This window comes from Streptomyces sp. NRRL S-646 (assembly GCF_000720765.1).
Lineage (GTDB): Bacteria > Actinomycetota > Actinomycetes > Streptomycetales > Streptomycetaceae > Streptomyces.
This window is the reverse complement of record NZ_JODC01000014.1, coordinates 184,906-197,383: the sequence shown is the minus strand read 5'-3', so window position 1 is coordinate 197,383 and position 12,478 is coordinate 184,906. Positions and strand designations below refer to the sequence as shown.

Here is a 12,478-nt window from a genome sequence, read left to right as displayed (position 1 = left end):
TCGGAATCGTCCCACTCGGCCGACCGGTGCGCCATCGTCTGAAAGGCCTTCCGAAAAGCCTGGAGCCCCCGCCCTCGGAAGGGCGGGGGCTCCACACGTCACTGCCGGTCAGCCGGATCCCACGAACAGCACCATCAGCAACCACACCACAGGCGCCGTTGGCAACAATGAGTCCAGCCGGTCCATGATGCCGCCGTGCCCCGGCAGCAGCGTGCCCATGTCCTTGATGCCCAGGTCCCGCTTGATCATCGACTCGCCGAGGTCGCCCAGCGTGGCGCTGGCCGCGACCGCGAGGCCGAGGAGCAGGCCCTGCCACCAGGCGCCGTCGTCGATCAGGAACTGCATGCACAGCGCGCCCGCCACCATCGCGAACGTGACCGCCCCGACCAGGCCCTCGCGGGTCTTGCCGGGGCTGATGCGCGGGGCGAGCTTGTGGCTCCCGAAGCGCCAGCCGACGGCGTACGCGCCCGTGTCGCTGACCACCGTCAGCAGCAGGAAGGTCAGCACACGCCACGGACCGTCCCCGGCCGTCAGCATCAGCGCCACGAACGTCGCCAGGAAGGGAACGTAGAAGGCCGCGAAGACGCCCGCCGTGACGTCCTTGAGGTAGCCCTCCGGCGGCTCCGTCATGCGCCATACGAGGACGGCAAGCGCCGTGAGTGCCATGGCGACCCACGCGCCCTCGGCGCCCCGCACGTATCCGGCGACGACCATCGCTCCGCCGCCGAGTGCCAGCGGGACCAGGGGCGCCTTGATGCCCTTGCGCTCCTGGAGCCGGCTGGTCAGCTCCCACAGTCCGACCACGACGGCGACCGCGATCACGCCGACGAAGACGGCCTTGACGATGAACAACGACGCGATGATCACCACACCGAGCGCGACACCGACCCCTATGGCCGCGCCCAGGTCGCGGCCCGCGCTCTTCTTCTGCGGGCGGGGCGCCGGCTGGGGGGCGTCGGGCATGGGCTCCGGATTCTGCTGCGCCGCAGGGTAGGGCGGCGACTGAGGGGGTTCGTCGCGGAACAAGGGGCCGCTCAGCCGAGCGGCCCCCCGGTCGTCATCCTGGTCACCGCCGTACGCGGGTACCTCGGGCACGATGGGCATGGGGCGAGTCTGCTGCGCCTTGGGCGCATCGTACGCGGGACCCGCCGGGGCAGCCCCCTGGACAGGTCCCTGGTCGGACGGCCCCCAGTACCCCGCCTGCGACCCGGTGTGGGGCGGCGTTCCCCAGGAAGAGTCGTTCATCAGACCTCGAGCAGCTCCGCTTCCTTGTGCTTCAGGAGCTCGTCCACCTGAGCCACGTACTTGTGGGTGGAGTCGTCGAGTTCCTTCTCCGCACGGCGGCCCTCGTCCTCGCCGACCTCGCCGTCCTTGATCAGCTTGTCGATGGCGTCCTTGGCCTTGCGGCGCACGGAGCGGATGGACACGCGCGCGTCCTCGGCCTTGCCCTTGGCGACCTTGATGTAGTCGCGACGGCGCTCCTCGGTGAGCTCCGGGAACACCACCCGGATGATGTTGCCGTCGTTGCTCGGGTTGACGCCCAGGTCGGAGTCGCGGATCGCCTGCTCGATGTTGCGCAGCGCCGTCTTGTCGAACGGGGTCACTACCGCCATGCGCGGCTCCGGCACGGAGAACGAAGCCAGCTGGTTGATCGGCGTCGGCGCACCGTAGTAGTCGGCCACGATCTTGTTGAACATCGCCGGGTGCGCACGACCCGTGCGGATCGCGGCGAAGTCCTCCTTGGCGACCACGACGGCCTTCTCCATCTTCTCCTCGGCCTCGAGGAGGGTCTCTTCGATCACCACTTGCTCCTGCGTGTCTTGAGTAAGGCCCGGCTGCTGTTCCTTGGTGGGGCGGCGGCCGGCTGCGTCGCGTCTTCTTCCTGCACGGTTCCCGACCGGCAGGACATTGTCCATCCCCCGGTCAGGGTCCGTCGGTGTTGCCTGTCAGTCCCGGCTGCCGTGGTCACCCACAAGCGTGCCGATCTTCTCACCCTTGACGGCGCGGGCGATGTTGCCCTCCGCCAGGAGCTCGAAGACGAGGATCGGGAGCTTGTTGTCGCGGCACAGCGTGATCGCGGTGGCGTCGGCGACCTTGAGGTCGCGGGTGATGACCTCGCCGTAGCCGAGGGAGTCGAACTTGACGGCGTCCGGGTTGCGCTTGGGGTCGGAGTCGTAGACCCCGTCCACGCCGTTCTTGCCCATCAGCAGCGCCTCGGCGTCGATCTCCAGGGCGCGCTGCGCGGCGGTGGTGTCGGTGGAGAAGTACGGCATGCCCATACCGGCGCCGAAGATGACGACCCGGCCCTTCTCCAGGTGGCGCACCGCGCGCAGCGGGATGTACGGCTCGGCGACCTGGCCCATGGTGATGGCGGTCTGCACCCGGCTGTCGATGCCCTCCTTCTCCAGGAAGTCCTGGAGGGCGAGGCAGTTCATCACGGTGCCGAGCATGCCCATGTAGTCGGAGCGGGCCCGGTCCATGCCGCGCTGCTGGAGCTCGGCGCCACGGAAGAAGTTGCCGCCGCCGATGACGACCGCGACCTGCGCCCCGTCACGCACGACGGCCGCGATCTCGCGGGCGATCTTGTGCACCACGTCGGGGTCCACACCCAGGCCCCCGCCACCGGAGAAGGCCTCACCGGACAGCTTCAGCAGAAACCGGCCGCGTACTTTGCCGTCGTCGCTCTTCTGGGGCTTGGTGGTGGTCATGGAGATCCCGCCTCTTTCACGTGTTGCACATACGAAGAAGGCCATTGCCGCTGGGGTGTTGGCATCCCATGCTCGGCAATGGCCTCCTCGTCAGATCTGCTGTCGTCCGTCACGCGCGTGTGTGACGGACGGCCGGACGGCTGCACTCGACCCTATCGGGCCGGGACGCCGATCGCGGCACGGACTCAGATGCCGACCTTGATACGCGAGAAGCGCTTCAGGGTGACACCGGCCTCGTCCAGGACCTTCTGGACGGACTTCTTGTTGTCGAGCGCGTACGGCTGGCCGAGCAGCGTGGCGTCCTTGAAGAAGCCGTTGAGGCGACCCTCGACGATCTTCGGCAGGGCGGCCTCGGGCTTGCCCTCGGCGCGGGTGGTCTCCTCGGCGACGCGGCGCTCGGACTCGACGACCTCGGCCGGCACGTCCTCCTTGGAGAGGTACTTCGGCGCGAAGGCGGCGATGTGCTGGGCGATGCCCTTGGCGACCTCGGCGTTGGGCTTGTCCAGCTCGACGAGGACACCGATCTGCGGGGGCAGGTCGGGCATCGTGCGGTGCATGTACGCGATCACGAAGCCGTCGGCGAACTGCGCGAAGCGGTCCAGGACGATCTTCTCGCCGAGGTTGGCGTTGGCCTCGTCCACGAACGCCTGGACGGTCTTGCCGGCCTCGATCTCGGAGGCGAGCAGGGCCTCGAGGTCGGCCGGGGAGGTCTTGGCGACGTGCTCGGCGATCGCGTTGGCGACGGCCTGGAACTTCTCGCCCTTGGCAACGAAGTCCGTCTCGCACTTCAGCTCGACCAGGACGCCGGAGGAGTTGTCGTCGGCGATGACGGAGACCACGGCGCCGTTCTCGGCGGAGCGGCCCTCGCGCTTGGCGACGCCCTTCTGGCCCTTGATACGGAGCGCCTCGACGGCCTTCTCGACGTTGCCCTCGGCCTCGTCCAGCGCCTTCTTGCAGTCCATCATGCCGGCGCCGGTGAGCTCACGAAGCTTCTTGACGTCGGCGGCGGTGTAGTTCGCCATGAGTCTGTGAATCTTTCTCGAAGTCTGGAAGATCGAAGATCTACGGGGTCTACGGCCCCCATGTAGTCGGGGGCCGCTGACTCTCCGCCGACCTACGGGTGAACGGCGGGAGCGGGTTTCATGTCCCGCTCCCGCCGTCAACTCTGACGCTGACGGATCAGGCCTGCTCGGCGTCCGCGGCCGGAGCCTCGTCGGCCGGAGCCTCAGCCGCGGGGGCCTCGGCGGCGGGGGCCTCAGCAGCGGCCTCGGCCGGCTTCTCGGCCTCGGCGGCCGGAGCCTCGTCGGCCTTCTTCTCGCCCTCGAGCAGGTCGCGCTCCCACTCGGCGAGCGGCTCGCCCGCGGCCTTCTCGCCCTTGTCGCCGGTGGCGACGCGAGAGCGGGAGATGAGGCCCTCGGCGACCGCGTCGGCGATCACACGGGTGAGCAGGGTGACGGAGCGGATCGCGTCGTCGTTGCCCGGGATCTTGTAGTCGACCTCGTCCGGGTCGCAGTTGGTGTCGAGGATCGCGACGACCGGGATGTTGAGCTTCCGGGCCTCACCGACCGCGATGTGCTCCTTCTTGGTGTCCACGATCCAGACGGCGCTGGGCACCTTCTGCATCTCGCGGATACCACCGAGGGTCTTCTCCAGCTTGGCCTTCTCGCGCGAGAGCACGAGAAGCTCCTTCTTGGTCAGACCCGAGGCGGCGACGTCCTCGAAGTCGATCTGCTCGAGCTCCTTGAGGCGCTGCAGACGCTTGTAGACGGTGGAGAAGTTGGTGAGCATGCCGCCCAGCCAGCGCTGGTTGACGTAGGGCATGCCGACGCGGGTGGCCTGCTCGGCGATGGCCTCCTGCGCCTGCTTCTTCGTGCCGACGAACATGACCGTGCCGCCGTGGGCGACGGTCTCCTTGACGAACTCGTAGGCGCGGTCGATGTACGACAGCGACTGGAGCAGGTCGATGATGTAGATGCCGTTGCGCTCGGTGAAGATGAAGCGCTTCATCTTCGGGTTCCAGCGACGGGTCTGGTGACCGAAGTGGACGCCGCTCTCCAGCAGCTCCCGCATCGTGACGACGGCCATGGCCGTTCTCCTTGAGTTTCTCGGTTGTACCGCGGGTGCCGGTGGGCACTCGCGCCTGACGCCCGCATGCGCCGTGCCACAAAGGACCGAGGGGCGCTGACACCGGCTTTTGATGACCAGATGTCGGGGCGTGCGAAGTCGACCCGGTGACCCGGATCGCCAGAAGAAGTGTACGGGACCCGCGAGGCACCGGGTGACGCCGCTGTCCACAACCGGGGAGTAGTCCACAGATCCCGGCCATGATCGGCGGCGCCGCGGGAGGGTTCTCGCATGCGAGCGAGGCGATACGCGCAGATGACGTGGGCGGCACTGCTGGGACTGGTGTTGACCGCCCTGACCCCCTGGGCATGGGCGGACGACCCGCCACCACCACAGGCACCGGCCCCACCGGTCCCCGCCGTCGGGCGCGCCTGGCCCGTGGGCACACAACCCACCGTCCTACGAGGCTGGGAACCCCCGGCGACGGTCTACGGCCGCGGCCACCGGGGCGTGGACCTGGCAGCCCAGGCCGGAACGCCGGTGAGAGCGGTGGCAGCCGGCCGCGTGTCCTTCGCGGGCCGGGTGGCGGGCCGCGGCGTGGTCTCCGTACAGCTGACGGACACGGACCTGCGAACGACATACGAACCCGTGAACGCGTCCGTGCAGAAGGGGGACGAGGTGACGCCGGGCGAGGTGGTGGGGACGCTGGAACCGACAGGCGCTCACTGCACGGTCACGTGCATCCACTGGGGCTTGCTGAGGGGCGAAACCTACTTGGACCCACTCTCCCTGCTACCACCGTGGCTGCTGCAGAGGGGCCCATCAAGGCTGCTGCCGGTCCTGGGCGTACCGCTGCCCTCTTGAGCCGCGTCGGAGCCTGCGCGTGTCGCCGTAGCCTGCGGGCATTCGTGCCGCCTGGGGCGGCACGGGTGGGCGCAGGCGGCACCCCGCCGGCGCGGGCCGGAGACACGCCCCGACGGCAGCCCCGCCGCCGTCAGCCTCGAACCCCCCGCAAAGCCATCGCCACCGCAGCCTCAGTGATCGCCGCCGGCTCCTCCGCCGCCCCCAGCTCGATCCGCCGCACAGCCGCGTCCACAACCCCCTGCACCAACATCGCAGCCAACCGAGGCGAAGAATGCCCCATCTCCCCCAGCGCCTCGACGATCATCGCGACCAGCCCCCCATGCGCAGCCCGGATCTTCTCCCGAGCCCCCGCATCCAGCTCACTCGCGGAAATCGCCACGACAGCCCGATGCCGTCGGTCCCCGACCAGCACCAGCTGCTGCCGCACATACGCCTCGACCTTGCCCTCGGCCGACCCCGCCCGCTCCATCGCCGCCGAGACGTCGGCGGCCCACACCGGGAAGTCGACCTCGCACAGTTCCTCGACCACGGCCGCCCGGGAGCGGAAGTACTCGTACACGGACGACCGCGCGAGCCCCGTCCGCTCGGCGAGGGCCGGGAACGTCAGCGCCTCCGTCCCACCCTCGGACAGCAGAGACCGGGCAGCGTCCAGCAGGGCGGCTCGCTGCATCGACCGGTGTTCGGCCACGGAGGCCGCTCGAATCCTTGGCACGTCAACCACTTTACGGACGGACCACCATCGACGGGAGTGAGTCGGGCCGCTCAGCGTCCGAAGCTCGCCAGCTTCGCCCGCAGCTGCAGCACCGACTTGGTGTGGATCTGACTCACCCGGCTCTCGGTCACGCCGAGCACGTTCCCGATCTCGGCGAGCGTGAGCCCCTCGTAGTAGTACAGCGTGACCACGGTCTTCTCCCGCTCGGGCAGGGTGTTGATCGCCCGGGCCAGGAACCGTCTGAGCTCCCGGTCCTCGGCCACCTCCACGGGGTTGTCGGCGGCGGTGTCCTCCAGCGTGTCCATCACGCTGAGCCCGTCCCCGCCCTCGCCCCCCACGTGCAGCAGCTCTTCCAGGGCCACCACGTTGGCCAGCGACAACTGGCTGAACACCGCGTGGAGTTCGTCCACGGCGATGCCCATCTCGGAGGCCACCTCCCCTTCCGACGGCGTCCGCCTCAGTCGCGCCTCCAGCGTCGCGTACGCCCGCTCCACGTTCCGCGCCTTCTGCCGCACCGATCGCGGAATCCAGTCCAGTGCCCTGAGCTCGTCGATCATCGCGCCACGGATCCGGGTGATCGCGTACGTCTCGAACTTGATCTCCCGGTCGATGTCGAACTTCTCGATCGCGTCGATGAGCCCGAAGACCCCGGAGGAGACGAAGTCGGCCTGTTCCACGTTGGGCGGCAGACCGACGCTCACCCGTCCCGCCACGTACTTCACCAGCGGCGAGTAGTGCAGGATCAGCTGCTCCCGCAGCCGCTCGTCCCCCGTCTCCTTGTACGACCGCCACAGCTCGTCGAGCGTCGAGGGAGCGGGCGGCCGCACGCTGCCACCGTCGCGGGCGGCTGGGGGGATCGCCGCCCGGTCGGACCCGGAGGTGTGCTGGGGCATTCGTCGCCTTGTGCCGTTCTGCCGTGAAGTGGGGCTGCCTGGGTGAGCTGTCGGTCTGATGTCGAGATGCCGGTCTGCGCCGGAATCCTCGTGAGCGTAGCGTGACTGAAGTGTCGCGGTGCGCGAAGGTCGGCGCGGATCGGGTGCGCAGATACGTTCCGCAGGACGCCCCACCGAGTCACAGCGTTTGCTGTGCGTGACCGCCGGGGAACGCCAACTGCGGGTATTTCCACAGGTGTCAGGCTTCCCCCGGACGGCCGAACACGCTCGGTCAGCACGGACTGCGACCCCCGCGGACGGAGATCATCGCCTGGCGTGTCAACTTCCAGCCGTCGCCGTGTCGTTCGACGTAACCGAGTGATCGGAGTTCGTACAGTCTCGCGATCGCGTCGTCCTGCGTGGTCTGCGCACCCCGCGCGATGTCACCGGGCGGCGCCGCCCCGCGGCCGGGAAGTGCGGCCAGGACGCGGCGCGCGCCGGGCTCCAGCAGATCGCGGGGCAGCACGGGTCCGCGCCGGTCCGGGGCCAGCTCGCCCATGTCGCCGACCAGCTCGACGACTTCCGCGGCGTCGGTGACGAGCACGGCGTCGCCCCGCAGGAGCTCGTGCACTCCCGCGGAGAGGCCGCTGGTGGCCGGCCCGGGCACCCCCATCGTGTGGCGGCCCAGCCGCTGCGCCGCCCGTGCCGTGACCAGCGAGCCGCTGCGATGGGCGGCCTCCACGACCACGGTGCCCCTGGTCAGGGCGGCGATCACCCGGTTGCGGACGATGAATCTGCTCGGCGTCGGGTGATCGCCGGGCGGCAACTCCCCGATCACCAGTCCCTGTTCCGCGATCCTGCCGAGCAACTCGGTGTGTCCCGGCGGGTAGGCCCGGTCGACCCCACAGGCCAGGACCGCGACGGTGGCACCGCCGGCGCCGAGGGCGCCCCTGTGGGCGGCCCCGTCGACACCGTAGGCCCCGCCGGACACCACCACCCACCCGTGCTCGGCGAGCCCGGCGCCGAACGTGGCCGCCATGTGCGCCCCGTACTCGGTGCACGCTCGCGCCCCGACGACGGCGACCGATCTGAGCGCCCACATCCGCAGACTGGGCCGCCCCCGCACCCACAGCCCCACCGGACGTGCGTCCCCGAGGTCGTCGAGCTGCCCGGGCCATTCGCCGTCCCCGGGCGCCACGAAGCGCATCCCGGCCTCCTGGGCGACGGCGAGATCCCGCTCGGGCTCGGCCTGCTCGGCCCGGTCCAGCAGCCCGGCCCACCGCTTGTCGGTGATCCCGACGAGCTGCGGCCCGCCGTCGCGCAGCCGTCGCGCCACTTCCACCGCCCCGAGCTCCCGCAGCCACCGCCCGCCGACCTCGTCCCCCGGTTCGAGAACACGGCTGAGGAAGACACGCGCGAGCAGCTCGCCGGCCGGTTCGTCACCGAGGCTCATGTCAGCGCCCCGATGGCCATGGGCACGCCGCGCGGCACACCGGTACGCAGTTGCAGCGCCAGGGCGACGTCCGTCGCGTCGGGCCGGTCGTGTCCCACGAGGTCCGCGACGGTCCAGGCGACACGCAGCACGCGGTCGAGCCCGCGGGCGGTCAGCACGCCCCGTTCCAGGTTCCGTTCCGCCTCGTCCATCGCGCCGGTCGCGGCGTGCCAGCGGCTGCGCAGCTCCCGCCCGGGGACTTCGCTGTTGGTCCGCCACGGCGTGCCCACGAGCCGTGCCGCCGCCCGCTCCCTGGCCGCCCGCACCCGGTCGGCGACGATCATGGTGGACTCGCCCCCGGCACCGCGCTGGGTCAGCTGGGCGCGGGTGACCCGGTCGACCTCGACGCGCAGGTCGACCCGGTCGAGCAGCGGGCCGGACAGCCGTGCCTGGTAGCGGCGGATCGCCGAGGGCGGGCACTCGCAGAAGTCGTCCGCCTGCGAGAAACGGCCGCAGGGACAGGGGTTCGCCGCGAGCACCATGAGGAATTTCGCCGGGAACCGCACGACGCCCGCGCTGCGCGCGATCACCACGTGCCCGGCCTCCAGGGGCTGCCGCAGCGCGTCGAGGGCGTGGCTGCTGAACTCGGGCGTCTCGTCGAGGAAGAGGACTCCCCGATGGGAGAGCGAGACGGCGCCGGGCCGTGCGACGCCCGGGCCGCCGCCCACGAGCGCCTGCATGGTGGCCGAATGGTGCGGGGCGCAGTACGGAGCGACATCGATCAGGGGTTTGCCCGGGGGCAGCAGGCCTGCCACCGAGTGGACCGCCGTGACCTCCAGCGACTCCTGCCTGCTGAGCAGCGGGAGGATCGCGGGAAGCCGCTCCGCGAGCATCGTCTTCCCGGCCCCGGGCGGGCCCTCCAGGAACAGGTGATGGCCTCCCGCCGCGGCGACTTCGACCGCCGTCCGCGCCGAGATCTGACCCACCACATCGGCGAGGTCATGGCCCTGGTCGTGCTGTGCGGCGCCCAGGCTGTGCATCCCCGTGGCCGCGCCCGTGCCGGGCACCCTCAGACCGGCGAGCAGCGGATCCGGACGGCCCCGCTCGTCCGGTTCCTCCTCGGGCACGGGCTCGTCCGCCAGGACGGCGATCAGCTGGCGCAGGCTGCGCACACCCAGGACGGAGACGCCGGGCACCAGCGAGGCCTCGGCGGCCGCGCACTCGGGCACGACCACCTGCTCGTAGCCGGCGTCCGCCGCGGCCAGCACCGCCGGCAGGATGCCCCGCACGGGCCGGACCCGGCCGTCCAGACCCAGCTCCCCGATCATCACGATGTCGGCGAGCACCCGCGGGTCGATCCGCTCGCAGGCGCCGAGGACGGCGCAGGCGACGGCCAGATCGAAGCCGCTTCCGCCCTTCGGCACGGATGCCGGGCTCAGTCCCACTGTCAGCTTCTTCTGCGGCCACTCGGCGTCCGAGTTGACGACCGCAGCCCGCACCCGGTCCCGGCTCTCGCTCAGGCTCTTGTCCGGCAGTCCCACCAGCGTGAACGCCGCCACCCCCGGCTCCAGATCCGCCTGGACCTCGACCACCACACCCTCGACGCCGACGAGCGCCACCGAGCACGTACGCGCGAATCCCATCAGGCCACCCCCCGCGCGTGTTCCACCACGGGTGCGCCCCGGTCGGGGAGCAGGATGCCCACCAGGTCGATACGGACGCCGCCCGGCGGGGCCCCGCCGTGTGCCTGCGCCCAGCGTTCTGCCAGACCGCGCAGGCGTTGCGCCTTGGTCGGCGTGACCGCTGCCATCGGGTGCTGGAAGGTGCCCGCCCTGCGGGTCTTCACCTCGCAGACCACCAGGACGTCCCCGTCCCGGGCCACGATGTCGATCTCACCCGTCCTGCCGGAGCGCCAGTTGCGCTCCAGGACCGTCATACCGGCGTCCACCAGCCGCCGCGCGGCCAGATCCTCCCCGTACCTGCCCATGGCACTGCGTTGTGCGTTGCGTGTACTCATGTCGGCACCACCTCCGGCGCCAACCGTCACGCATCCGCTCCGACCAAGTGGATCTTGGTGAACTACTCAGCAGTTGTGGACAAACTCCTCACCCGCACGAGTGACCTACCGTGGCCGTCAGCCACCCGGCAGCTCAAGATCGCTCTTGTTCAGCTCCTCGATGTTCACGTCCTTGAACGTGAGTACCCGCACCTGCTTCACGAACCGAGCCGGCCGGTACATGTCCCAGACCCAGGCGTCCGCCATCGACACCTCGAAGAACACCTCGCCCTGGACCGAATGCACCTGCATCTCGTAGTCGTTGGTCAGGTAGAAGCGCCGCTCGGTCTCGATCACGTATTTGAACAGACCGACGACATCGCGGTACTCCCGGTAGAGCTTCAGCTCCATCTCGGTCTCGTACTTCTCGAGGTCCTCGGCGCTCATGGCAGCTTCCCCTTCAGCCGTGCGATCCCACCATTGTGCGCCAGTCCCGTGAGCCCCTAGACGATTTCGGGGTCAAGGGGCACGGGCCCGGCCGGGGGACCTTCGTCGAGCAGCCTGCTCAGCAGCTCGGCGAGTCTGGTCGGATACACGGTCTCATGCGCCCGGGCAAGTTCCCGACACGTCCACCAGCGTGCTCCGGCGACGCTGCGCCGCTCCAGTTCGGTGAGGCCTGTGGCCTCGGGCACCACCCTGGACGTATCCGTCGTACGGGCCAGGTAGTACCACTCGTCTTGGTCCCAGCGGCGGCCCGCGAACAGGAAGGAGCACATCCGCCGCCACAGCACCGGGCCGAGTTCGACATCGGTGATGCCGGTCTCCTCGGCGAGTTCCCTGAGCGCGGCTTCCTCACGGCTCTCGTCGCCCTCCAGCCCGCCGCCCGGCGTGAACCACCAGTCGTCGGCCGGATCGTCCGGCTCATGGCCGTGCAGGAGAAGGATGCGGTCCTCGGGGTCGAGCAGAACCACCCGGGCCACCTTGCGCAGCCCGCCCCGGTACGAGTCCTCGTACCCGCCCGCAGCCTCAGCGGGCACCCACGGGCTCCGTCCGCGCACGGGTGCGGCGCCCGCCCATCCGCTTGGCGATGGGGCCGTACGCGCCGCCCCCGAGGACGAGGACCGCTCCGGCCACGATCAGCGTGACGATGATCCGCAGCGGGCCCGGCTGGGAGAGCACACCGAGGGTCTCGAAGCCGGTGGGACGTTCCAGCATGCCCTTCATGGGCCAGACGACGGCATCGACACGAGCTGTCACGGCGGAGCGGGCGACGGTGCCCTGGGCGGCGTCACTGAGGTGGGCGGAGGAGTCCAGCGACCCCTGGCGCTCGTCACCGAGCAGGAACAGGCGGCCCTGGGGGACCTTCACGGTCGGGATGTTCTTGTCCTCGACGACGCTGCCCTTGAGATAGCCCTCGTCGATCTGCTTGCCGTTGACGGTCAGCTTGCCGTTCGTGCAGCAGGAGACCGTGTCACCGCCGACCGCGACCACGCGCTTGACCACGGACGCGTTGGTCACCCAGGACTTGTCGTTGAAGACGACGACATCGCCGCGACGGATCTCACTGCCGTCGACGCGCTGAGCCAGGACCCGGTCGCCGGCGTCGATCGTCGGCGTCATCGAGGTGGTCGGCACGGTGTACGGCCGGTAGACCACCGCTCCCCAGGCGAATCCTCCGAGGAACAGCACAATGCCCAGCGCGACAGCGATTCCGGACAGTCGCTGTCCGGTCCTGCTGCCCACCGGGCTCGTGCTCTTGCCGCCGCTGCGCGGGGCCGTACGCGTAGTGCTCTCGCCACCCATGGGTCCGCACCCTACCCGGCGGTACCT

General features: G+C 70.1%; 14 protein-coding genes. 1 reads left to right on the top strand and 13 read right to left on the bottom strand.

From position 1 onward, the window contains the following. Positions 1 to 108: 108 nt before the first annotated feature. The 5 genes from IH68_RS0135025 to rpsB all read right to left on the bottom strand — a co-directional run bounded on the left by IH68_RS0135025 (position 109) and on the right by rpsB (position 4,793). Positions 109 to 1,245, bottom strand: a complete 1,137-nt coding sequence (locus IH68_RS0135025) for a phosphatidate cytidylyltransferase (protein WP_037885746.1) — start codon at positions 1,243 to 1,245, stop codon at positions 109 to 111. Then, positions 1,245 to 1,802 (bottom strand): ribosome recycling factor, encoded by a 558-nt coding sequence (gene frr, locus IH68_RS0135020; protein ID WP_030943211.1) that lies wholly within the window; start codon positions 1,800 to 1,802, stop codon positions 1,245 to 1,247. The genes IH68_RS0135025 and frr overlap by 1 nt, the downstream gene beginning before the upstream one ends. 144 nt (positions 1,803 to 1,946) lie before the next feature. Beyond that, complete coding sequence (pyrH, locus tag IH68_RS0135015) at positions 1,947 to 2,708, bottom strand: UMP kinase (protein WP_030943206.1); 762 nt, start codon at positions 2,706 to 2,708, stop codon at positions 1,947 to 1,949. 185 nt (positions 2,709 to 2,893) lie between these two features. Next, entirely contained in the window at positions 2,894 to 3,730 is an 837-nt protein-coding gene (tsf, locus tag IH68_RS0135010) for a translation elongation factor Ts (RefSeq protein ID WP_030943204.1), read from the bottom strand. A 157-nt stretch (positions 3,731 to 3,887) separates the two neighbouring features. Then, complete coding sequence (gene rpsB / locus IH68_RS0135005) at positions 3,888 to 4,793, bottom strand: 30S ribosomal protein S2 (protein ID WP_030943201.1); 906 nt, start codon at positions 4,791 to 4,793, stop codon at positions 3,888 to 3,890. 270 nt (positions 4,794 to 5,063) lie between these two features. On the opposite strand from rpsB, the gene IH68_RS0135000 reads away from it, so the two are divergent. After that, complete coding sequence (locus IH68_RS0135000) at positions 5,064 to 5,636, top strand: M23 family metallopeptidase (protein ID WP_030943197.1); 573 nt, start codon at positions 5,064 to 5,066, stop codon at positions 5,634 to 5,636. A gap of 130 nt (positions 5,637 to 5,766) precedes the next feature. Here IH68_RS0135000 and IH68_RS0134995 read toward each other — a convergent pair whose 3' ends face one another. The 8 genes from IH68_RS0134995 to lepB all read right to left on the bottom strand — a co-directional run bounded on the left by IH68_RS0134995 (position 5,767) and on the right by lepB (position 12,451). Continuing rightward, on the bottom strand, positions 5,767 to 6,324 hold the full coding sequence (locus IH68_RS0134995) for a TetR/AcrR family transcriptional regulator (RefSeq protein WP_030943194.1): 558 nt from the start codon (positions 6,322 to 6,324) through the stop codon (positions 5,767 to 5,769). A 74-nt stretch (positions 6,325 to 6,398) separates the two neighbouring features. Then, a complete protein-coding gene (gene whiG / locus IH68_RS0134990; protein WP_030943191.1) occupies positions 6,399 to 7,241 on the bottom strand; it encodes an RNA polymerase sigma factor WhiG in 843 nt (280 codons plus the stop codon). Positions 7,242 to 7,512: 271 nt separating this feature from the next. Next, the gene (gene dprA, locus IH68_RS0134985) at positions 7,513 to 8,673 is read right to left on the bottom strand and encodes a DNA-processing protein DprA (protein ID WP_030943189.1); all 1,161 of its coding nucleotides are present in this window, start codon (positions 8,671 to 8,673) and stop codon (positions 7,513 to 7,515) included. Then, entirely contained in the window at positions 8,670 to 10,295 is a 1,626-nt protein-coding gene (locus IH68_RS0134980; RefSeq protein WP_030943185.1) for a YifB family Mg chelatase-like AAA ATPase, read from the bottom strand. The genes dprA and IH68_RS0134980 overlap by 4 nt, the downstream gene beginning before the upstream one ends. Continuing rightward, positions 10,295 to 10,699 carry a YraN family protein gene (locus IH68_RS0134975; protein ID WP_030943182.1) on the bottom strand — a complete coding sequence of 135 codons (405 nt, stop codon included), beginning with the start codon at positions 10,697 to 10,699 and terminating at the stop codon, positions 10,295 to 10,297. The genes IH68_RS0134980 and IH68_RS0134975 overlap by 1 nt, the downstream gene beginning before the upstream one ends. An 87-nt stretch (positions 10,700 to 10,786) precedes the next feature. Then, on the bottom strand, positions 10,787 to 11,095 hold the full coding sequence (locus tag IH68_RS0134970; protein ID WP_003965949.1) for a DUF2469 domain-containing protein: 309 nt from the start codon (positions 11,093 to 11,095) through the stop codon (positions 10,787 to 10,789). 56 nt (positions 11,096 to 11,151) lie between these two features. Then, complete coding sequence (locus IH68_RS0134965) at positions 11,152 to 11,685, bottom strand: NUDIX hydrolase (protein WP_030943180.1); 534 nt, start codon at positions 11,683 to 11,685, stop codon at positions 11,152 to 11,154. Then, complete coding sequence (lepB, locus tag IH68_RS0134960) at positions 11,675 to 12,451, bottom strand: signal peptidase I (protein ID WP_030943178.1); 777 nt, start codon at positions 12,449 to 12,451, stop codon at positions 11,675 to 11,677. Before lepB ends, IH68_RS0134965 begins: the two co-directional genes overlap by 11 nt. Positions 12,452 to 12,478 lie beyond the last annotated feature (27 nt).